Annotated in this window: 24 protein-coding genes; 12 read left to right on the forward strand and 12 right to left on the reverse strand. The window is 31.2% G+C overall.

All coding sequences use genetic code 11. The features are described from left to right. Positions 1-3 precede the first annotated feature (3 nt). From Q9969_RS04060 to mmp11, 4 genes are all read left to right on the forward strand, one after another. Entirely contained in the window at positions 4-486 is a 483-nt protein-coding gene (locus Q9969_RS04060) for a 3-isopropylmalate dehydratase small subunit (RefSeq protein WP_305554728.1), read from the forward strand. Next, positions 458-1,462, forward strand: a complete 1,005-nt coding sequence (locus tag Q9969_RS04065; protein WP_305554731.1) for an isocitrate/isopropylmalate family dehydrogenase — start codon at positions 458-460, stop codon at positions 1,460-1,462. The genes Q9969_RS04060 and Q9969_RS04065 overlap by 29 nt, the downstream gene beginning before the upstream one ends. Before the next feature lie 138 nt (positions 1,463-1,600). After that, on the forward strand, positions 1,601-2,017 hold the full coding sequence (gene ribH, locus Q9969_RS04070) for a 6,7-dimethyl-8-ribityllumazine synthase (RefSeq protein WP_305514262.1): 417 nt from the start codon (positions 1,601-1,603) through the stop codon (positions 2,015-2,017). Positions 2,018-2,024: 7 nt separating this feature from the next. Beyond that, on the forward strand, positions 2,025-2,963 hold the full coding sequence (gene mmp11 / locus Q9969_RS04075) for a methanogenesis marker protein 11 (protein WP_305554734.1): 939 nt from the start codon (positions 2,025-2,027) through the stop codon (positions 2,961-2,963). A gap of 36 nt (positions 2,964-2,999) precedes the next feature. Here the strand turns inward: mmp11 and Q9969_RS04080 are convergent, their stop codons facing one another. Continuing rightward, positions 3,000-4,694, reverse strand: a complete 1,695-nt coding sequence (locus Q9969_RS04080; RefSeq protein WP_305554737.1) for a glycosyltransferase — start codon at positions 4,692-4,694, stop codon at positions 3,000-3,002. Between the two features lie 147 nt (positions 4,695-4,841). On the opposite strand from Q9969_RS04080, the gene Q9969_RS04085 reads away from it, so the two are divergent. From Q9969_RS04085 to Q9969_RS04095, 3 genes are read left to right on the forward strand one after another with little or no spacing between them, the layout of a single operon-like run. After that, positions 4,842-6,989, forward strand: coding sequence for a Tex family protein (locus Q9969_RS04085; protein WP_305514267.1), 2,148 nt, complete (start codon positions 4,842-4,844; stop codon positions 6,987-6,989). Between the two features lie 57 nt (positions 6,990-7,046). Further along, on the forward strand, positions 7,047-8,072 hold the full coding sequence (gene purE / locus Q9969_RS04090) for a 5-(carboxyamino)imidazole ribonucleotide mutase (RefSeq protein WP_305514269.1): 1,026 nt from the start codon (positions 7,047-7,049) through the stop codon (positions 8,070-8,072). 7 nt (positions 8,073-8,079) lie between these two features. Next, the gene (locus Q9969_RS04095) at positions 8,080-9,336 is read left to right on the forward strand and encodes a UbiD family decarboxylase (RefSeq protein ID WP_305554740.1); all 1,257 of its coding nucleotides are present in this window, start codon (positions 8,080-8,082) and stop codon (positions 9,334-9,336) included. Between the two features lie 480 nt (positions 9,337-9,816). Here the strand turns inward: Q9969_RS04095 and Q9969_RS04100 are convergent, their stop codons facing one another. The 6 genes from Q9969_RS04100 to Q9969_RS04125 all read right to left on the reverse strand — a co-directional run bounded on the left by Q9969_RS04100 (position 9,817) and on the right by Q9969_RS04125 (position 14,384). Continuing rightward, positions 9,817-10,431, reverse strand: coding sequence for a hypothetical protein (locus Q9969_RS04100; protein ID WP_305554743.1), 615 nt, complete (start codon positions 10,429-10,431; stop codon positions 9,817-9,819). A gap of 250 nt (positions 10,432-10,681) precedes the next feature. Beyond that, positions 10,682-11,554 (reverse strand): AmmeMemoRadiSam system radical SAM enzyme, encoded by an 873-nt coding sequence (gene amrS, locus Q9969_RS04105; protein ID WP_305514275.1) that lies wholly within the window; start codon positions 11,552-11,554, stop codon positions 10,682-10,684. Beyond that, positions 11,541-12,464: a thiamine-phosphate kinase gene (gene thiL, locus Q9969_RS04110; RefSeq protein ID WP_305554749.1), complete on the reverse strand. Its 924-nt coding sequence runs from the start codon at positions 12,462-12,464 to the stop codon at positions 11,541-11,543. The genes amrS and thiL overlap by 14 nt, the downstream gene beginning before the upstream one ends. 53 nt (positions 12,465-12,517) lie before the next feature. Continuing rightward, positions 12,518-13,006 (reverse strand): sirohydrochlorin nickelochelatase, encoded by a 489-nt coding sequence (gene cfbA / locus Q9969_RS04115; RefSeq protein WP_305514279.1) that lies wholly within the window; start codon positions 13,004-13,006, stop codon positions 12,518-12,520. 96 nt (positions 13,007-13,102) lie between these two features. Then, positions 13,103-14,038 carry a sirohydrochlorin nickelochelatase gene (gene cfbA / locus Q9969_RS04120; RefSeq protein WP_305554752.1) on the reverse strand — a complete coding sequence of 312 codons (936 nt, stop codon included), beginning with the start codon at positions 14,036-14,038 and terminating at the stop codon, positions 13,103-13,105. After that, positions 13,986-14,384: a Zn-ribbon domain-containing OB-fold protein gene (locus tag Q9969_RS04125; protein WP_305514283.1), complete on the reverse strand. Its 399-nt coding sequence runs from the start codon at positions 14,382-14,384 to the stop codon at positions 13,986-13,988. Before Q9969_RS04125 ends, cfbA (Q9969_RS04120) begins: the two co-directional genes overlap by 53 nt. Positions 14,385-14,555: 171 nt before the next feature. Between Q9969_RS04125 and Q9969_RS04130 the strand changes: the two genes are divergently transcribed. Both Q9969_RS04130 and Q9969_RS04135 read left to right on the forward strand, forming a co-directional pair. Beyond that, positions 14,556-15,509: a hypothetical protein gene (locus Q9969_RS04130; protein ID WP_305554754.1), complete on the forward strand. Its 954-nt coding sequence runs from the start codon at positions 14,556-14,558 to the stop codon at positions 15,507-15,509. After that, positions 15,496-16,347, forward strand: coding sequence for a hypothetical protein (locus Q9969_RS04135; protein WP_305554757.1), 852 nt, complete (start codon positions 15,496-15,498; stop codon positions 16,345-16,347). Before Q9969_RS04130 ends, Q9969_RS04135 begins: the two co-directional genes overlap by 14 nt. A gap of 2 nt (positions 16,348-16,349) precedes the next feature. Here Q9969_RS04135 and Q9969_RS04140 read toward each other — a convergent pair whose 3' ends face one another. The 4 genes from Q9969_RS04140 to Q9969_RS04155 are packed head-to-tail and all read right to left on the reverse strand — an operon-like array spanning position 16,350 to position 19,840. Beyond that, positions 16,350-17,618, reverse strand: a complete 1,269-nt coding sequence (locus Q9969_RS04140; protein ID WP_305554759.1) for a magnesium transporter — start codon at positions 17,616-17,618, stop codon at positions 16,350-16,352. 32 nt (positions 17,619-17,650) lie between these two features. Beyond that, complete coding sequence (locus Q9969_RS04145) at positions 17,651-18,250, reverse strand: potassium channel family protein (protein ID WP_305514290.1); 600 nt, start codon at positions 18,248-18,250, stop codon at positions 17,651-17,653. Between the two features lie 11 nt (positions 18,251-18,261). Next, positions 18,262-19,335: a precorrin-3B C(17)-methyltransferase gene (cobJ, locus tag Q9969_RS04150; RefSeq protein ID WP_305554762.1), complete on the reverse strand. Its 1,074-nt coding sequence runs from the start codon at positions 19,333-19,335 to the stop codon at positions 18,262-18,264. A gap of 7 nt (positions 19,336-19,342) precedes the next feature. Further along, positions 19,343-19,840: a hypothetical protein gene (locus Q9969_RS04155; protein ID WP_305554765.1), complete on the reverse strand. Its 498-nt coding sequence runs from the start codon at positions 19,838-19,840 to the stop codon at positions 19,343-19,345. Between the two features lie 158 nt (positions 19,841-19,998). Here Q9969_RS04155 and Q9969_RS04160 point away from each other — a divergent pair, with 158 nt between their 5' ends. Beyond that, the gene (locus Q9969_RS04160) at positions 19,999-21,660 is read left to right on the forward strand and encodes a DNA-directed DNA polymerase II small subunit (RefSeq protein WP_305554768.1); all 1,662 of its coding nucleotides are present in this window, start codon (positions 19,999-20,001) and stop codon (positions 21,658-21,660) included. A 10-nt stretch (positions 21,661-21,670) separates the two neighbouring features. Next, positions 21,671-22,243, forward strand: a complete 573-nt coding sequence (locus Q9969_RS04165) for a class II aldolase/adducin family protein (protein ID WP_305554772.1) — start codon at positions 21,671-21,673, stop codon at positions 22,241-22,243. Here Q9969_RS04165 and Q9969_RS04170 read toward each other — a convergent pair whose 3' ends face one another. Further along, positions 22,244-22,411, reverse strand: a complete 168-nt coding sequence (locus Q9969_RS04170) for a ribbon-helix-helix protein, CopG family (RefSeq protein ID WP_305554776.1) — start codon at positions 22,409-22,411, stop codon at positions 22,244-22,246. 147 nt (positions 22,412-22,558) lie between these two features. On the opposite strand from Q9969_RS04170, the gene Q9969_RS04175 reads away from it, so the two are divergent. Then, positions 22,559-22,807 (forward strand): UPF0147 family protein, encoded by a 249-nt coding sequence (locus tag Q9969_RS04175; protein ID WP_305554779.1) that lies wholly within the window; start codon positions 22,559-22,561, stop codon positions 22,805-22,807. Positions 22,808-22,832: the final 25 nt, after the last annotated feature.

A 22,832-nucleotide genomic window follows, 5' to 3' on the forward strand; every position in this document is an offset into this window, starting at 1 on the left:
ATTGTGAAAGGAAAAGCTTGGAAATTTGGAAACGACATAGATACTGACATAATTGTTCCTGGGAGATATCTAATTTATACAGATGAAAAAATCCTAGCCAAACATTGTATGGAAGGTTTGGATTCGAATTTTGATAAAAAATGTTCAAAAGGTGACTTTATCGTTGCAGGTAAGAATTTTGGATGTGGTTCATCACGTGAACATGCTCCAATAGCCCTTAAAGGAGTTGGAGTGGCTGCTGTAATAGCCGAGTCTTTTGCAAGAATATTTTACAGAAATGCTACAAATGTTGGAGTTCCTCTTTTAGAGGCTCCGGGAATTAGTGAAGCTATTGAAAATGAAGAGGAAATTATCGTGGATATGGAAAATGCTACAATCACATCCCAGAATGGAAAAATCATTGAATTTAAAAAATTACCTCCATTCATGTTAGAAATACTAAATCAAGGTGGTTTAATTGAGTACCTCAAAAACAAACAGTTATAAAATTGCAGTAATTCCAGGAGATGGAATCGGAAAAGAGGTAATGGAAGCAACATTGGATGTGTTAAACGGATTGGATATTGATTTTAAATATGTTTATGGTGACGCAGGAGATGAATGCCTCGAAAAGACTGGAACAGCACTGCCTAGTGAAACTTTAGATTTGATTAGGGATGCTGATGCTTGTTTATTTGGCGCTGCCGGTGAAACTGCAGCAGACGTTATTGTTAAAATACGCCAAGAAATGAAACTGTTTGCTAATTTAAGGCCGGTTAAATCTTATCCCAATACTAACTCATTATTTGAGGATATTGACTTTATGATTGTGCGTGAAAATACTGAAGGAGTATATATTGCTGATGAAGAGTCCTATACTGACGATGGAGCGATTGCGAGACGCATTATCACGAAAAAAGCTGAAAAACGTATTATTGAATATGCATTTGAATATGCTAAAAACAATAATAAAACAAAGGTTACGGCTGTTCATAAAGCTAATGTATTGAAAAAAACTGATGGATTGTTTAAAAAAGTTTTCTATGAAGTTGCAAAAGACTATCCTGATATTGCAACCGAGGACTTTTACGTGGATGCAACTGCAATGTATCTTATCACCCAACCAGAAAGTTTTGAAGTTATTGTAACCACCAATCTTTTTGGAGATATTTTATCTGATGAAGGAGCCGGTCTTGTTGGAGGACTTGGTTTGATTCCATCAGCAAATATTGGTGAAGATGGCGCATTATTTGAACCTGTTCATGGTTCGGCACCGGATATTGCAGGCAAAAACATAGCCAATCCAATAGCTATGATGCTTTCAGCCATCATGATGCTTAGATATTTAGGCGAAAATGAATCGGCGAATAAATTTGAAGCTGCAATATTAAAAGTACTAAAGGATGCAAATACTTTAACTGGTGATTTGGGTGGTTTGGCTACCACCACTGAAATAGCTTTTGAAGTTAAAAATAATTTATGAAGGAGAAAAGAAAATATGAATTTCAAAAAATTAACTAAAATACAATTTGCAGCACTTTTTATCATATTTATTATGGTAATAAGTGGGGTGGCAGGATTTTTACTCATTATATTTGCATAAAATAAAGGATTGATAAATATGGTAAAATATGAAATCGCAGCAGTAGTTGCGGAATTTAATTATGATATTACACAAATGATGTTAGAACTTGCAAAAGCGGAAGCGAAAAACAGAGACTGTGAAATTACTAAAGTAATTGCAGTTCCAGGCGTATTTGATATGCCTCTTGTAATTAAAAAATTATTACAAAAAGATGAATACGATGCAATTATCACTCTTGGTGCCGTGATTGAAGGTGCAACTGACCATGATCAAATAGTAGCACAGCATGCTTCCCGTAAAATAGCGGATTTGGCTTTAGAATATGATACTCCAGTAGCACTTGGTATTACCGGTCCCGGTATGACTAGAATGGATGCTCACAGACGTGTTAAAAACGCGAAAAGCGCTGTTGAAGCAGCTATTAAAATGTGCGACAGATTAAAAGAAATCTAGTGATTAAATGGAAATATTAAAACCTAAGGAATTAAAAGAGAAATTCAATGACCCATGGATTGCACCATACAAAAAAGTATTGACTATGGTAGATGGAGATAAAGTAGAACTCATAGAGTACCATCCATGTATTTCAGGGTCACATTGGTTATTACATCAATATAAAAATAATTCCAAGTTAATTGACTCAACCTATCGTGATGGAAACAAGCATGTTTACAAATGCCATGCCGGCTGTGCTCCGCTTGATTTGAAAGCTAGCTTTAATGCTGCTGGAATTGATGAGATTGTTATTGATGGAGATGAAGTCAAAATTACACATGCCGGTCTTGCAGGAGCAGGTGTTGGAGCTGGAATGTGTAGGGGAATGGGTGAAGGTGTTAAATATATTGAGCTTCTTGAAGTTGGTGGAGGCTCAAAAGTTGGAAGAGCGACTGTTGTAACACCTAAACTTGAAAAGGTAGTTATTGGTATCGATGATACCGATACCAAAGATGCAGGTGCTACTTGGACAATGGCTCATAATTTAGGGGTTGAACTTGCAAATGAAGGATTTGAATACTTAGATCATATTATCGTTCAATTATATCCTCATAACCCCCATAAAACTCAAAATTGCGTATCAATTGCTCTTAGTTTTGCTGTCGAATCATTAAAAAAACAAGAATTAATTGATAGAATTATTGAAATCCTTAAAAGAGATACTTTATCTGATAAAACCGCAATAGCCATCTTAGAAGGTTTAGATATTCCTGAAAAATTAAGAAAATATTCTATCGCTACAAAATCCGGAATGATGGATATTGAAACTGCAGAAAATGTTGCAGAAGAATTAAATATTCCATTAATTGCAGTTACAGGCGAACAAGGAAAAGTTGGCGCTCTTGCAGCTCTTGGTCTTTATGATGATGTTGAAGAGGCTGTAAAAGCCTATGACAAAAAATAATATCTGCATAGTTTGCAGATACGCTTATTTTATTTTTTATAAATTAAAGTCAATGAAATTTTGGCTGACAAAATGCTTTATAGAAGTTGAATTTGTATCCTTAAAGAATATTGAAACGTCATGCCCTTCATATGAAAATGTTTTATTAGAATTCTCTTTAAAGTCAAAGGAAGTATAAAATTCGCCATTTACAGAAATATCATAACTAGATTCGTTTTTAAAAATTCCTGTTGAATTAGCAACAGACACATTATCCAAGAATACTTCATAAACAGACGCATTTTTATTTCTTGAAGATATAGTGAATTTTTCCTTAAATGCGGTAGAATCATTATGCCTATAACTATGACTAACAGTAGCCTCCTCAAAAATCTCTTTTAAACGACTGTTTTGAATAACATCCTTAGGTTCAAGTTCTAAATCTTTTTGAACTTCTTTTGGCAATCTCAATACATCTGATTCACCATATCTTGTTTCATTTATCATATATGGTTCGCCAGATATGAAGATCGTGTCATTTATATTAATACCAAGCGTCATCATTGCATCAGCAGGCATTCTGATTTGGTCAGATTCGCCTTCAATAGCTGCATCGATTTTATAGGGACCCCTTACAGAAATAGAATTGTCATTTGGCGTATCATCAGCATAGATTATTAAATTTCTTGAGTTGGGCTCAATTGATAATACTCCATTTTCAAAGTGTGCTGCACCAAGAAATGTCGAAATCATTAAAAGCAAAACAATGATGGATATAATCATTGGAAAATGAATTTTAATAAAAGATCTCAATAAATTCCCTCGCGGAATCTTTTTAAACATTACAATTGATTTTATAACAACCTTAATAATATAATAAATTGCCATTATAAGACCGATTAGCGAAATCATTATTCCCACAGTTAATGGAACTAATTTTACGAAAAATATGGTGAATAAACCTAGGATGACCAATGACAATCCGACAATAGACATTCTAATATAATATCCAATATCATCAATCATCACAACCCTACCATACTTATTAGCACGGTTTATAATTGTTCTTACAACTTCATTAGCCATTAAATTCAAATCAGAAAGTGAAGACATGTCATGCTCAATTGCACCAATATCTACTTCAGTTATGGAAATACCTAATACATCAGCATCAATAACAATACCTACATCCACACCATAATCTTTTTCGAAATTAATCTTTTTTAATATCTCTTTACGTGCTGCAAACTGACCGCTTAACGGCTGTTCAAATGAAATTTCCGGGAAGAAAAAGTTTAAAAGCGGTTTTGCTGTAAGCTCAGTTACACGTCCACTAGCACGTGAAAATTTGGTTTTTGTAATATCTGTTTTACCGCTTAAAATTGGTTTAATCATTGCTTCTACTTTACTGGAAGTTAAATTATAAATATCTGCATCAATAAATGCAATAATATCACATTCAACTTCTTTATAACCTGTGTGTAATGCCTCCCCTTTACCTTTATTAAATTCATGAGAGATTACACGAGCACCTGCTTTAATAGCTTCAGCTTCGGTATTATCCGAAGATCCATCATTAACAACGATGATTTCATCAACAAATGATACTTTCTTAACAACCCCAACAACCTGAGCCACAGTATCCTCTTCATTAAAAGCGGGAATGATTACTGAAACTTTTTGATATTCATTAGCTTTTTCAGTTTTTAAACCAGCCAGTAAAAATACAATAATTACTAAAAACCAAGACAATATAAATTCACCATTTTTAATTTTTACATTAATATTTTTTTAGTTTAAATAGTTATAAATGTTATTATTAAACTAAACAAAAAATTATTAATTGATAATCAATAATATTGAATTAAAAAGAAAAAAGATAATTTTAGGTTGAATTTAATGATTGTTAAAACACTCCAAAAAGAATTAAACTTAGATAATTGGCAGGTTAAAAAAGTAATCAAATTAATTGATGAAGGAAACACAATACCCTTCATTGCAAGGTATAGAAAAGATGTTACCGGTTCACTTAACGATGAAACTTTAAGAAAATTTGATGAAAGGCTTAAATATTTACGTAATCTAGAAAATAGAAAAGAAAAAATCATTAAAAGAATTGATGAAATAGGTAAGCTAAATGAGGATTTGAAAACTCAAATCATGAAAGCCGAAACACAAGTTGAGCTTGAAGATATTTACAGGCCTTTTAAAAGTAAAAAACAAACAAAAGCAACCAAAGCACGTGATAAAGGCTTAGAACCCCTTGCACAAATTATTCTAAAACAAAACGCCAAAGAAAGTATTGAAAAAATAGCTAAAAAATATGTCACAAATGAAGTGAAAACTCCTGAAGAAGCTATTGAAGGTGCACAAGACATTATTGCAGAAATCGTTTCAGACAATTCCACATTCAGAAAAAAAATCCGTCAAAATACATTCTACACAGGCCAGATTGAAACAAAGGCAAAGAACTGTGAAGTTTCAACAGAGTATGATATTTATTACGATTATTCGGAAGCTGTTAAAAAAATACCCCCACATAGAATACTGGCTATTAACCGAGGGGAAAATGAAGGAATTATCAGGGCAAAAATTACCTGCAGCAGCGATGAAATTATAAAATATTTAAACAGACATATGTTGAAAAATATCTCAAAAATACCTGAAAAAGTCGAATACAATAACTACACTACTCCAATTATTAAAGAATCAGTTCGTGATGCTTATAAACGTTTAATTTCACCCACTATCGAGAGAGAAATTAGAAAGTTTTTAACCGAGAAAGCTGAAGAAAAATCAATTAGGGTATTTGCAAAAAACCTTAATCAATTATTAATGGAAAGTCCGTTAGTCGGTAAAACAATTCTTGGTTGGGATCCTGCTTTTAAAACAGGCTGTAAACTTGCAATTGTTGATGAAACAGGCAAGGTGCTTGATACTAGCTTAATTTATCCAACCGCACCACAAAATAAAGTTAAAGAATCAATTAAAACTGTTCGAAGCTTAATTGAAAAGTATGAAATTAATGTTATAGCTATTGGAAATGGAACTGCTTCAAGAGAGTCTGAAGAAATAGTAGCTCAAATTATCAGAAACACAACTGTCGAATACATTATTGTTAATGAAGCTGGTGCATCAGTGTATTCGGCTTCAAAACTTGCAGATGAAGAATTTCCAGATTTTACAGAAGGTGAGAGAAGTGCAGTTTCAATTGCAAGAAGACTTCAAGACCCATTAGCTGAACTTGTTAAAATCGACCCCAAATCAATTGGCGTGGGCCAATATCAGCATGATATGAATCAAAAAGTGTTATCTGAATCTTTAACTGGTGTTGTCGAAAAGGTGGTGAATGAAGTTGGAGTTGACCTTAACACTGCTTCTGTAAGCTTATTAAATTATGTATCAGGAATAGGTGCCACTACAGCTAAAAACATTATTAGATATCGTGAAGAACATGGTAGTTTTGAAAACAGAAAAGAACTTTTAAATGTGGAAAAACTTGGAAAGAAAACTTTTGAACAATGTGCAGGTTTTGTTAAAATTGACAATCCAAACTATCCTCTCGACAATACCACAATACATCCCGAATCATATGACGCCACATTTAAATTATTAGACAAGGTGAATTACTCAATAACAGACATTGGCACCAATTCTCTAAAATTAGATAATATTGACATTGATAAATTATCTAAAGAGCTGGGCCTTGGAGCTGAAAGCCTAAAAAACATTATTCACGAACTTAAAAAACCTGGCCGTGACCCCCGTGAGGAAATGCCGAAACCTATTTTGAGAAAAAATGTAATGTCGATTGATGATTTAGAAGAAGAAATGATAATGCAGGGAACAGTTAGAAACATTGTTGATTTTGGAGCATTTGTTGATATTGGCGTTCATCAAGATGGATTAGTTCATATTTCACAATTGGTGGCTGATAAGTTTGTTAAACATCCTCTTGATATCGTCAGCGTTGGAGATATTGTTGATGTGAAAGTTATCGAAATAGATACCCAGAGAAATAGAATTAATCTTTCAATGATAGTTTAATATATATTAAAATCAATACCTTAAACTGAACAAATTTTTTTAAGAGAGGATTTTTATATGACACCAAAAATAATGATTATTCTTGGAAGTGGATCGGATATTGCTATTGCAGAAAAGGCCATGGATATTTTAGACAAGTTGGAAATATCATACAGCTTAAAGATTGCATCAGCACATAGGACTCCCAATTTAGTTCAGTCAATTGTAATGAAAGGTACTGATGCGGGAATTGAAGTATTTATTGGAATTGCAGGACTGGCCGCCCACTTACCAGGTTCAATTGCTGCCTATACACCAAGACCGGTTATTGGTGTGCCAGTAGATGTTAAAACAAATGGTATAGATGCATTAGAATCAATTGTTCAAATGCCTTATCCATCCCCAATTGCCACTGTTGGAATTGATAGAGGAGACAATGCAGCAATACTTGCAGCCCAATTTATTGGTCTTCATGATGAAGAAGTCCATCAAAAAGTTATTAGTTTAAGAAAGGAATATGCTAAAAAAGTAATAGATAGCAATGAAAGGATTATTCAATCAATTGACAGACCTTATATCAACAATGACTTCCTAAGAATTAAAAATATTGAAATAAATAAAGCTGAAGTCGACGAAAATGAGGGCGGCTGCTGTAAAAACAAAGATGCAGAAGTAGCAATCATTGTTGGAAGGCAAACTGATTTGGGAACTGCTAAAAACGTTACAAAAATATTAGACAGACTTAAAATTACTCATGATACCAAAGTAGTCTGTCCAATCAGATCTACTCGAAAATTCATCAATTATGTTAAATCAATGAAAAAAGCTAAAATTTTCATTGGAATTAGTTCTAACTCATCACAGGTTACCGGAGGAATCGTAGGGCTTACTGCAAGACCGGTAATTGGTGTTCCATGTACTAATGAAGACGGAGACAATTATATGCTAACAACCGTTAACATGCCGCCAGGAGTTCCTGTTGCAACTGTAGGTATTAATAACGGTAAGAATGCTGGAGTGTTAGCTGGTGAAATATTATCTATTGATAATCCGGAAATTGTAGATTTATTAGATAAATTAAAAGATAAAAAAATTACATTTTAGTGATAATATGAACATTGAAGATGAAAATATTATTGAAATTACAGAAGAGCTTTCAAGCGAATATGAAATTTCTAAAGTCCTAAGAGAATATCCTAAAGACACAGTTATTATTAAAAATGTTAAAGGATTTGACATGCCGGTTATTTCAGGAATCTGCAATACTCGTGACAAAATAGCTGAATCTATTAATTGTGAAGTATCTGAAATTACTGAAAAAATTATTGATGCAATGGAAAAACCTATAAAAGTGGATAAATTCACTGATTTTTCCGAATATGATACTTTAGATATTAATTTAGATAAAATACCTATTTTAACTCATTATAAACGTGACGGCGGAGAGTACATTACTGCCGGCGTTGTATTTGCACGTGACCCTGTAACTGGTATTCAAAATGCTTCAATCCACCGCATGATGGTGCTTGACAATAAAAGATTAGTCATTAGGATTGTACCAAGAAATCTTTATACTTACTTCCAAAATGCTCAAAAAGTAGGAAAAGATTTAGATATTGCAATAGCTATTGGAATGGATCCTGCAAGTTTACTGGCAAGTACTACTTCCATTCCTATTGATTATGATGAAATGGATGTTGCAAATGCATTTAAAAATGGGGAGCTTGAATTAATCAAATGTGGGGATTTAAAACTTCCTCAAGCAGACATTATCCTTGAAGGTAAAATATCTGTAAGTGAAACTATTGCTGAAGGACCATTTGTTGATTTAACCGATACTTATGACAGTATCCGTGACCAACCAATAATTAATTTAAGCAAAATGCATATTAAAAAAGAAAATCCATGCTATCATGCTATTGTTCCAGCCGGATTTGAACATAAATTATTGCAAGGTCTCCCGCAAGAGCCAAGAATATATAAAGCCGTTAAAAATGCAGTTCCAACAGTTGAAAATGTTGTTTTAACTGAAGGTGGATGTTGTTGGTTACATGCAGTTGTATCCATTAATAAACAAACTGAAGGTGATGGTAAAAATGCCATTATGGCAGCGTTATCTGCTCACCCTTCACTTAAACATTGCACTGTTGTAGATGCTGATGTTGATGTATTTGATGCTGAAGATGTTGAATATGCAATAGCTACACGTGTAAAAGGTGACCATGATATCATTGTTGTCCCTAATGTACGTGGTTCATCCCTTGATCCTGTAGCTGAAAGTGATGGTACAACTACTAAAATTGGAGTAGATGCTACCAAATCACTTAAAACATTGGAAAAATTTGAAAGAGTTAGTTTTGGAGAATAAACTAACTTTTTTTATTGTAATCTACATAAATATTTAACTCGACTTATGATTATGGATTAATTTAATTAAAAATAGCTAGTATAATTATTAAGATTATTAAAATATAATCAAAATAAAAGCAGGAATCTATTATTTAAATAAAGTATAATGATAATCAGAAAATAGAATTTATGGAAATATTTAGTGATTTTTTCTTATTTTTACTTTAATTTTACAGTATTGCCCTTAAATATAAATATTCTATTTTATATTTGAAATTTTATATTGAATTAAAAAAACAAGCATTAAACGTGTATAATAGAGAATTTAATCCCTATTTTTTAAAATTATGAATAATATAGATTGTATGAAATTAAAGCAAGAAAATTAACTCAAAAATTGAAAAATTATGACTAAAATTTAAAACAAGTAAATTTAACACATTCGCAGATTAAAAAAAAGATTAGGATTTAAAAAAAATCCTAAGAGATTATAAGTTATTTATTCATAATAACTTTCACCAGTGACCCAGTTATAAACCTGAATCCTGTAAAGTGAAACATAAAATTTATAAGAGGTCTTATAACTTCCTATACGGTACTTATAAAATACATTATTATAATGCCATCCCTTTTTAGCATATTTTTTTAGTATTTTTATCAGGTTTTTCTTCATTTTTTTCTTCATTTTTTTTGATATTTTATTTAGCTTTTTCTTATATTTGTTTTTAAACCATTTAGTTTTAATTTTAAATTTCAATATGGTAACTTTAGTCCAAGATGTTGTTTTCTGAACTGTATTTGAAGTATCCACACCTGTAGAAGATAATGTGTTTTTATTTGTTAATAAAACAGGAGCATTATTTTCCATGTTTACTGCTAATTTATTTGAAGTATCTGGTGAACTATTATTTTCAGCATTAGTGCTTAAAGGTTCATCCTCAGCATTGGACAATGAATAATTCTCATCAACACTAGCACTTAAAGGTTCATCATCAACACCAGCGACAACATCTTCATCAGCGCTAGATACGGTATCATTTATATCATTTGTAGCTGAAACAATGCCGACAGCTAAACTGAATATTACAAGAAATATTATTATTTTCTTTATCATTATTAACACCTTTATATATTTTTTATAATAGCTTATATAAGTATTTAATTATATGATTATTAATGACTCTTTCAAAAACTTGTGTGATAACTAATTTTTTCGATTAATCTATTCATTTAAATTTTTCAAAATAACTGATTAATTAGCTTTAAATTATAAAAATAACTCCAAATATTAAGAAAAAGTTTTTAATAAAAAACTTGCAAATATTTAAATCAAACAAGTTTTTGAAAGTGCCTTATTAATAATATTAAATATTTCCTAAATAAACATTCATGATTCCTTTATCAAATGCAATTTCACGAGCTTTAAACAATGTGTCAGGATTAGTAGGAGTAATATTTAACATTTTATAATAAGGAAAAGCTCTTGAAAAATGTAGTGGAACATCTGAACCCAGATTATTTACAATGAAATCACATAATTTTTCAATCTCTTGGGTGGAATCATTATAACCATCAATAATAAGATTTGTAATTTCCAAATGTTTTCCATCTTGATATATTCTTTCTATATTCTCTAAGACAACATCTAAATCTGCACTGCATATTTTTTTATAAAACTTTTTAGACATGGATTTCAGATCTATATTGAATGCATCAACAAATCCCAAAACCTCATCAAGGGATTTTGCTGAATAATATCCATTACTTACATAGATAACTTTTAAACCTTTATGTTTTGCTAAAATAGAGGTTTTTTTAGAAAAAGGTAAGTGTATAGTAGGTTCATTATAGGTCCAAGAAATTGACTTGCAATTATAATTAATTGCATTTTCCACAATCGCTTCTGGTGTTATTTCAATGCCCATGGACAATTTATCATATTCTTGTGAAATAAGATAGTTCTGACAGTGCAGACAGGCCATATTGCAACCAAATCCACCTATCGAATATGTAAATGTTCCAGGTAAAAATTTGTTTAAAGGCTTTTTTTCAACAGGATCCGATGAAAGTGATGAAACAATACCATAAGACTCATCAAATAACTCGCCATTAATATTTTTGTATTGACGGCATATTCCCACATTACCTTCAGCAATTTTACAGTAATTTGCACAAATTTCACATCGAATCTTTTGAGTTTTAGAACTCTTTTTGTACAATTCCCTACTCACTAACATAATGTTCATAGCCTTTATTTTTAATCCTTTCAACAAAACCGTTTTCTAAAGTAAGTTCTACAACATCAGAATCAGTTACCTCACCAATGACCAAACAATTAATTGGTAATTTTTCTAAATTATCTTTTGAAATGGTGAACAATAGCTCAAAGTCTTCACCAACGTGTAAAATTAAGTCCAAGTAATCTAAATTTAAATTGCAAGACAGTGATTTGAACTCCTCGGTGATATTCAACATGTCTTCATGAATCATGAATCCGAAATTATCTTTTTTTATCTCATATAATTCACTTGCAAGCCCATCAGTTATATCAGTTGCAGATGTGGCAAAATCCTTTAAAACTAAACCTTCATTAATTCTGGCTTTAGGCTTTAGAGCTTTTTTAGAGTAAATATTATCTAAAGAATCTAATTCAAAACCAAGAGCTGCAAGACCTATGCTGCCTGTGATGGCTATTAAATCACCTTTATTGTAAGTATCCTTCATTAATGGCTTATCGGTTAGGCCTAAGGCAGTTCCAGTTATGATAATTTCAGATGCTTCATTAGTATCCCCGCCGATTAATGGAATATGATAATATTCACAAGCTTTCAAGACACCGTCAATTATTTCTTTAAAAGAGTCAATTGTTAAATCCTTTGGAAGAGCTATTGCAAGTAAAAAACCTAATGGTTCTGCTCCCATGGCTGCAAGATCACTTACATTAACTGTGACGGCCTTAAATCCCATGTCAAAATAAGACATGTTTTTTGGGAAGTGTCTTGACTGAATCAGCATGTCACAAGTTGAAATTATATTTGTAGAACTAAATTCAGTAATGGCTGTGTCATCGGGAGTAATATATTTTGAATTGGCAATAATATATCTTACCAATTCCTTTTCACCAATATCAGAGACTTTGAGAGTCATGAATATTAGTATAAATTTTAAAATAAATAAATATAATTAAAAAAATTTCAGAACTATAAGTGTTCTGAAACTCTCTCTTTTATAATTTCATACATTCTTGAATCAATTCCAAGAGGATCGGTTAATACAATTTCACCATCAAATTCAACCGGTTCATCATCATGGTCATGGTGGTGATGATGATGTCCGTGATTATGATTATGGTCATCGTGGTGATGATGGTGATGATGATGACCACCAGAGACTTCACTTTCATCAAAATCACTTTCAATACCCAGCAACCCCGGAATATCCCTTTTTGTATGTAGTCCATGTGCAACAAAAACCGGTACAACAACGATTTTATCTAAATCGTTTTCTTCACTTAATTTTTTAATAGTTTCTGGAATACCTGGTTTTCTGATTTCCATAAATCCATATTCTACTGGCATATCTGGAAATTCTTCTGTATACATTTCTTTATACGATTTAATTACTTCTTCGCCATCGTCCAATCTTGAGCCATGACTTAAAAGTAATATTCCTGTTTTCTTATCAGACATATTTTAACACCTATTAGTCAATAATAATTAATTTTAAAGTTAAATTCACTTAAGTTACCTTGAATAAAAAATTTTTCAAAAAAATATATGGAAAATTTATAATTTTTCATTTACCATGTCAATTAAAATGTCAATTAAGATATCATCAGCCTTAATTGGTTCCGGATAGAGTATTTCACCATCAAAGTCCACTGGAGTTAAATCATGAGTGTGGTCATGACCGTGTCCATGGTCGTGATGATGATGCTCATGCTCATGGTCATCTAAAAAGCCTAAGATATGTGGAATATCATGAGTGGTGTGCATTCCAGGAGCAATGAATACTGGAACAACGACTAATCTTTCCAAATCATTTTCATCGACTAATTTATCGATAGATTCTGGAATGCTAGGACCACATAATTCCATAAATCCAAAACTTGATGGAACATCACAATTTTTTTCAAATTTATTATATAATTCCGTTGCAAATTCTTTATTATAATTTAATCTAGACCCATGAGTTACAAGCAAAATACCAGTTTTTGCACTGTCATCTAGCTTAGATTCAGCTAATGCTTCTTTGATTCTTTTATCTATAATATCTAAAAGTTCATCGCATGGCCCAATAGAACCTAATAACTCAATATCTCCGTCAAAATCAACATCGTCTGCAATAGATAAATAATGTTCATCCGGATAATTACCATCAGGACATCTTGGGTCTTCTTCTAAAGGATCTAAACCTAATAATTGTGGAATGTCAATATTAGTGTGAATTCCTGGAGCTAAAAATACAGGTAGCGCAAGGATTTTATTTAAATCATCTACTTCATCTTTTAGAATTTCTACAGCCCCTGCAATAGCAGGTTCAGATACTTTCATATATCCAATTTCAGTTGCAAGACCTGATTTTTTGATAAACTTTTCTTTTATTTCTCCAAATACCTTTTCGGCATAAGGCAAAGTACTTCCATGACTTACAAGAATAACTGCAGTATTATTTGATAACCTTGAATTTGTATCCATAAGAGATAACTCCGTCTTTTCCATCCTCTCTAATTCTTCTGAATACCATTTCCACATCGTCACCAATTTCTAAGCTTTCAACGTCACAATCCACAAGTTGTGAAGTTAATTTTGCACCTTCTTCAAGTTCGATTACAGCTACAGCATATGGTGCGGCCTTTTTAAAATCATCTGGTGCTGATCTGATAACAGAATAAGTATATATTTTACCTTTTCCTGAAAATTGGAAAGGTTCAAGATCTCCTTTTCTTCTACAATTAGGACAAACTACACGAGATGGGAAGAATAATTCACCACAGGTGTTACATTTGGAACCTATAAGATTGTATCTTTGTTGTATATGTCTCCATGTTCTTACAGTATCGGACATGTAAATCCTCCTATAATTTTCAATATGTATAGTATATTCACAATAATATAAAAAACTATTTTTTTTATTACATTTTTTTGGGATTTTTAAAATAAGTATTACATAATTGTGTAAAATCATAGAGTCACACTTCAAAAATTAATTTATAAATTACTAGCTAAACTTTTAAAAATGAAAAGAAAGAAACCCGACTCAAAAGGCAATATTATTGCAGGCACTACGGCAATCCTGATTGTATCTTTAATATTGATTTGTGTTTTTGTTGTTGGCTCATTAAACTATATTCAAAACTCAAACATTAATTCTGAAGCCAACGATAATTTTAAATATATTATTGAAGACTATTCAAGGAATTTAGAAGTGCTCGCAGGTCAATCAATATCTGAAGCAACCGAAAAAGTATACAAAGGACTGCCTGTATGGAACAGTGAAGACCAAATTAAAAAGAACTTAAACAGACATTTAGATGAAAAAAACAAAGAATATAAAGATAAATATGATATTGACTTATCATCTGAAACAATTTCAGTTGAACCAACAGATTCGCCATGGCATGTGCTATTTAAAGTAAAATTGAATGGTAAAAAAAGCTGTGAATCATTTTCACATGTTATTGAAAGAAATGCATCAATTGAAGGTTTGAGAGACCCGTTGCCTGTTGCAAAGCTTACAATAGCTTCTGGTATTATGGCTTATGACAATAAAATACATTATAAAACTGCCCTATCTGCTTATATGTTACTGCATAACTTTGACTCTCCAGAATCCTATATTGAAGCAACGGCACCATTAATAATAAAAAAATGCCCTTATGATCCTTATGTTCATCATGGTGATCCCGGTGTATTGAAAGATTGCCTAGATAGTGGATATTTTCATGAAAGTGCTGATGGAAGCTGCTATTTATGCAGATTGGAAGGTAAAGGCAAATGCCCCCATTATGGCATGGAAGTATTTATTCAGACACATACTCCTTTAAATAATGAATCATTATCCTGTTCAGATCATGTGGTCTTTGCAGATCACTATAATGGAAAAAAGATTGATCCTGATGATTGGGACAGTCTGATTTTAGACAGCTCACATAGAAAAAAGTATGGGTTGAGAGGAAATGAAAGTTATTGAAATAAGTATAATTTTAATAATGGTTTTGTTAATCTTTGGCGTGATTTTAACATCTGCTGAAAATTCTCTTGATAAGGTTATTAAAGCTCAAGAAATAAACAATATGGAGAAATTAACTTCAGAAGTTATTGACAGTTTAATTAATAATCCTGGAGTGCCCGATAATTGGAATGATTATGGAAAAGGAACCCCAGGTCTTGCAATAGTTAATACTGACGGCCAAATAGTGCCAAATAGTGTTAGCTATCAAAAATTAATAGCTCTTGGAAATGATTATAACAAGTTAGTATATGACAAGTTATTTAATTCCAAAATCCACACGTCAATGGAACTGATTCCAAAAGAGAGTACTGTTTCAAGTGTAAAAATTGGGGAGTTAGACGAAAGTGATGATGTTTTTTTACTTTCAAGACTAGTGAAATGCGACTTTTACAAAAGTTATGTTTTAAAAGATTTTCAAAATGAAGGAAAATGCAACAAACATCACAATCAGGATAAACACAGCTGTAATTACTTTAAAGTATTTAAAGGCAATCTTAAAAATTCAGATTACTACTTATTAATTGATAACACTGAAAAATATGATTTATCATATATTATTGGCTCAACAAGGGTTGTTAAAGAACAATATTGGAGTAAAGCAATAATCGACACAATATACTTAAATGACAAAATAGAATTTTATGATGATACAAGTGCTGTTGTGTTCATTCATCTAGATAAAGCAAAACCTAGAGCATTGCTTGTTTCTGTTCCAAAAGACTTCAATAAAGACTTTTTAGAATATGACTACTTTAGAACAAATGACTGTCAATTTGTTTTAAGGGCATGGTATTAAAATTAAACTAAAACCCCTAAAAAAAGTAAAGACATGCTAATCAATATTAAACTAGAAATTGAATCGGTTATGCTGGTTGAAATTGGAATTACAATATTATCAGGATCTAAATTATTATTGTAAGATGTAACTGACACATAATAAACAATGAGAATGATGATACTTACTAAAATAACTCCAGATGATGTTGATATTTCAACCAGTTTATCAAATCCAACACCTACAACACCTAAAGCATAAGAAGAGGCTTCAGCTAAAAGACCAATTACCGGAAAGATAATAACTGCTAAAATCAAACTGATTATGAAATTATGAATAGACTCCCCTTCCGGTTTTCTTAACGGTTCAATTAAACCTGAATGAAGACCAGAAGATAATCTAGCTCCTAAAATACTTATTAAACTTCCACTTTCCCCTGAAAACAATGGAACTAATGTTAATAAGCTAGGATTAGTTAATAATGTTTCGACCGCTGAGTTTAAAATCCCTCCTGCTGCCCCTCCTAAAAATGAACACAAAAGCAAAACAGGAGTGGATTGTTTTAAAATTGCATTAGTTTCATAAGATAGTTTATAGCAATGAATAAAACTAACAACAATTGTTATTAATAGCATAATAAGAACAACATCTTTAACAATGAAATTAAAACTAATAAAATTTAAAATAAATACAGATAAAATTATAGCTGGAAGGGTAAATAAATCGCCGAATGCTGCAATAATTGGACTTGTTATATTGTCTGGATCCCAGCCATGTTCAAAACTTTTAAATGAAACAAACATAGTAATTGGAAGCATAATCAAGTTTGAAATTATGCCTGCAACAATACTAATCAATATAAAATCAATTAAATCCATTGAAGGTTGATGTAATAAAACACACAATATTTTTGCTATAATACCTAAAAATAAAGACAGCACTAATGTTAAAACAAAGGATGAGAATATATTATAATTTAAATCTTGTGAAAACTCAAATTTTGGTGATATTATACCGATGTGAAGATTGCTTGATAATCTTGAAGCAAATGAACCAAAAATATTTCCTCTCATGCCTATGGCTCCAGGAATTATTACTAAAAGTCCTGGAAATGTTTCAAGGAAAAAAGTCATTTTACCAAGTATAATACCGGCGATTAAATCTCCTATAGCACAAATTAACAGAGCTATGAGACTTTCTTTTATAATTGATTCGTGTTCTTTGAGAAAATCAGGAAATGTTGAAAGTACAGATAGTGAGCTGCGAATCTTCTTCTGCTGTCTTTTTTTCACAATTATCACTACCTATCATATTATCAACTCTTTTAAATTTCATCATCTAATTCTTCTGAAATATCTTCAAGAGAACATGTTCCTGCAGCTAATTTTTCAAGTAAATCTGCACCTTCATCTGTTCCCTTTAAAATTAATGTATCACTTGCAAGTAATGTGGTATGTTTATCAGGTCCATAAATCCATGATGTGCCTCTTCTAATTGCAATTACTCGCATACCAGTACGATTAACCAATAATAAATCACCTAATGTATTATTGGCTAAATCAGAATCATCATTTATTGTTACTCTAACAATACTTTTATCAGATTCCTCCATGACTCTTTTAAATACAGGATGTGGTTTAAACCCAGTGATTACTAAATCAGCTAAATCTTTAGCCGCATTTGCAATACTTTCAGCGGCTTCTGCAATCTCAAGAAGTGCAGTTAACTTTTCTGCATCTTCATAAGACCTTGCCGCTACTAACGACTCTTTTTTAATTTCATAATTCATGGAGTTAACTTCATTTTCTAAAGCTAATACCTCTTCAGCGGCTGCTTTGCTATTAAATAAAACTGCTGAGTAAGCTAAGTCAACCATTAACTCCGACATATTTTTCATTTCTATTAATAAATTTTTAATTGACAATTAAATACCCCTTAAAAATCCTTTGGATTATTGTTTAATAAACATGCTCGTCTAATCTTTAATAAAATTTTTTTCTTTGTTTTTAAATCTTCAACATTTTCAAGAATGCTTTCTAAAGGTTCTCTTAAACATTCAACTGCTTTTTGAGTATGTAACCAAAGGCAATCTTTGCAGTTCCATACCCCTTTGCCTTTAATCCATTCCCCACCGGTTGAAGAATCTCCACATGGATAAAACGGACAATAACAGAAATCACAATATTGACCCTCAAAATGACATGGATAAAATTCACATTCTCTGTTTGGTCCATGTACTATTTCACCATTTAAAAATTTTTCATAATGATTCTGTGATAGCGGATGTATTTTAGACCTAATTACATATCCTCTAGGTGTTACTAACTTATCATCCTGAACATACGTAAGATCATTTCCAACAATTAAAGTACAAGACATATTAACAATGTCTTCAGTTAAATCTTTAATTTTAACAATAGTTGTTTTAGGAGGTTCAAAAGTACTATCTATAATACCAATTAATGAATTCTCCCCTTTAACATCTAAAACACATTGTTTAAACCTTCTAAATGGTTCTTTACGTGTTTTACTTATTGGATTATAAATTGCAACAATTAAATTTGCTTCAAGTGCATATCTTAACTTCTTTTCTATTTCAGATAATGGAGTTAAAATATTACTCAAACTTATTGCTGCAAAATCATTTAATGGAGCGCCTAAATGGCTTGATGCATAATTTAGTGCAGATACTCCTGCATAAACCTTAATATCAACATCATCATATTTACTTACTATTTGATATAATACATTAGCCATTCCAAAGACCCCCGGATCTCCAGAGCTAATTAATGAAACGGTTTGGCCTTCTTTACTTTTTTTAATTGCAAACTCAGCTCTTGCTATTTCGTCACCCATTCCTTTTTTAACTATTTCTTTACCTTCAATTAAATCTTCTATTTGGTTAATATATTTCTTATAACCAACGATAACATCAGATTCTTCAATAGCTTTTAGGGCACCTAATGTCATGTTTTCTCTATTTTGACCAATCCCTATTACATTAATCATAATATCACTAGTACAATTTTAAAACAGAGGTAATTGTTAAAGTATCTTCTTCAACTTTTAAACCTGTATCTTTATATGCAGCGTTGGCTGTTGCTATTACTTTATATGATGGATCCTGGCTAATCACAATTTGTCCTGAAGTTGAATTTGGTGAAGCATAACCTAAAGCTTCAATATTCACGGTTAAATTACTATTATCCGTATCATCATAGGTTGTAATATTCATTGAATCAACATTAACTCCGTCTACTTTCGATAGCTCTTCCATTTTCTGTGCAACATCCTTTTTATTTGTAATGTTTACAGGTGTTGGATCTTTAATTAAAGCATCATTAACTTTTTCAGGGTTAAAAATCTCTTGGATTTTAGTGACCTGCATATCAATTAACCCATGAATGTTTGGAGCTTCAGCTGTAACAATAGTATAGGAACTAAAAAGACCTAATTCAAAAAATACAACAAATAACACTACAATTAAAATAATTTTAAGTATTTTATTCGCCATTTTTATCACAAACTGAATTTCTAAATATAAAATATTATAATATGCTAAATTATATTTTTAATAGATAATAAATATAACCCAAATCATAAGGTCAAATTAAAATTGTAATCCTAAATTCTCAAAGTTTATTAACATAGAAAAATAAAATTTTTATCAATATGTCAACTAATAAAATTCTATTAAAGTTTGCAAAAAAAGGAATAAACCTATCACCTGAAGCATATGATAAGGTCATTAATGCAGAAAACCCTATAGATTTTGCATCTAATTTAATAGTTAAATTAAAAAGTGATAGATTCACATCAAAAGACTTGGTTTCCGTTAGTGCTGAAACTGTCGATGAACTAACAGAAAATAAAACTACTTCTAAAAAAGATAATCAGGAAACTTTAATTAATGTTAAAAAAACAGTTGATGAGACACCACAAATAACAAAGATTAAATCCGGCAAAACAGAAGTTAAAAAGCCCATTTCAATTGAAAATCTTAAAAAAGAAAATGATAAACCGGAAAAACATGTTAATAAAGAGATTCTAGAAGCTTCTGAAACTATTAAGGATACTAAAATTAAATTTAAAAGAAATGAACAAAAAACCGATGTTAAATATGATTTTAAAATCATCCAAGATACAAGTAAAAAATCATATACTAGTGGTGAACTTGAAAACTTAATTTCTTACTTTAAAAGTAGATATGAAAAACTGGCCAATATCTTATCAAAAAGACCAGAACTCAGGAATTATACTAAAATTAATGATATTGACGATTCACAACAGAGCTTAAGTTTGATATTGATGGTCAGAGAAATTAGATCCAGTAAAAATGGTCATAAAATCGTCGAATTTGAAGATGATACTGGTGAAATTTCCGTTTTGTTTTCAAATAAAAACGATGAACTGTTCAGAGAAGCTGAAAAGCTTGTCAAAGATGAAGTTGTTGGAGTTATTGCAAATAAAAGTGATGATCCGCACTTTGCTTTTGGTCAAGAAATCATTAATCCCGGTGTTTTAAAAGTTCCAGACAAAAAAATGGATTTCAGCATCGTGTTTTTATCTGACGTTCACATTGGAAGCCTAACATTCCTTGAAGATGCGTTTCAAAGATTTATTGATTGGATTAACTGTGATTTTGGAGATGAAGAACAGAGAAGAGTTGCTGAAAGTGTTAAATATCTTGTAATTGGTGGGGATATTGTAGATGGTATTGGTGTATATCCAAATCAAGATAAAGAACTTGCAATTAAAGATATTACGGAACAATATAATGAAGCTGCAAGGTTTTTAGGTAATGTTAGAAATGATATTAAAATAATTATTGCTCCTGGAAACCACGATGCATCAAGAGTAGCTGAACCACAGCCTGCTGTTCCTGAAGAATATGCAAAAGCATTATATGAACTTGATAATGTGGAATTTATTTCTAATCCCGGTGTCGTGTCCCTAGATGGAATTAATGTATTAATTTACCATGGACGTAGTTTTGATGACATGGTGATGGCTGTTAAAGATTTCACATATGAGAAAAATGATGAGATAATGAAAGAATTACTATTGAAAAGACATCTAGCACCGTTATATGGTGAACGTACTCCCCTTGCTTCAGAACTTGAAGATTATCTCGTAATAGATGAAGTGCCAGATGTGTTCCATACAGGTCACGTTCACGTTAACAGTTATAAAAAATTCAAAGGTGTTCATTTAATCAATTCAGGTACGTTTCAGACTCAAACTGAATTCCAAAAAATTTATAATATTGAACCTACTCCTGCTCAAGTTCCAATCCTTCATAAAGGAAAATATAGACATTTCAAATTTGTATAGAGGTTATTTAATGGAAAAAAATGTTGCTGAGATTATTAGTGTTTCAAAAAATGTTTATGATAAAGGACTAGTTTCCGGTAAATCTGGAAACATTAGTGCAAGGTTTGGAAATGTAATTGGAATAACCCCTACTTTAAAATCGTTATCTGAATTAAAAGAAGAGGATATTGTATTAGTTAATATGGATGGTGAAGCATTAACAAAAGGATGCCCTTCTTCTGAAGTTGATATGCACTTAAAAATCTATAAAAAAAGACCTGACGTTAATGCTATTGTACATACACATTCTCCATATGCAACTGGCTTTGCTTTTTCAGATAAAAAGCTCAAAAGATTAGAAGGTTTTGGAGAAATAAAAAAACCATATTTACCATCAATTGAATATGAAAAACCTGGAAGTAAGGAACTTGCAATAAATGCCTGTGAAGGACTTGGCAATGGAGATGTATTGCTTCTAAAAAATCATGGTGTGATTTGTGTAAGCGATCAATTAAAAGAAGCTATGTTACTTGCAGTTTTTGTTGAAGAGACCGCAAAAACTCAATTTATTACATTGATGTTGAATTCAGCTGAAGAGATTTAATTAATTCTCTTCTGAAATTACATCTGATTTATTTCTACTTTCTAATCCTTCTTTAATCATTTTAATGATTAATCCTGATAATGAAGTATCTTCATCAATTGCTAATTTTTTCAATTCTTTTTTTAAATCTTTAGGTAAATTTATTGTAGTTTTACTTATATCTGACATGTATAATAGTTCAATTTATTTTAATATATATTTTTCTAAAAATGTAAAATAAATACAACACCACAAAGTATTTAAATATATTACGAACAAATATTTATCTACTAGTTATTTTACTTATTTTAAATATTATATTTTGGAGGGAGTATAATGAGTAATGAATCAGTTGACGAAGTATGTGAAATTCTTAAATATATTGCAGGTAATAACACTGTTCCTCGCAATATTAGAGAGGCCGCGAATCAATCTTGTGATTTATTAAACAATAAAGAGCAAGATCAGTCCGTAAAAATTAGTGCTGTTTTAGGAAAATTAGATGAGATTAGTAATGATCCTAACATTCCAGTACATGCCAGAACTTTAATTTGGGAAGTTTTATCTAAATTAGAAGCTATCTAATTTACTTTTTACTATTTTTTTATTA

The organism is Methanobrevibacter sp. V74 (genome assembly GCF_963082495.1).
Lineage (GTDB): Archaea > Methanobacteriota > Methanobacteria > Methanobacteriales > Methanobacteriaceae > Methanocatella.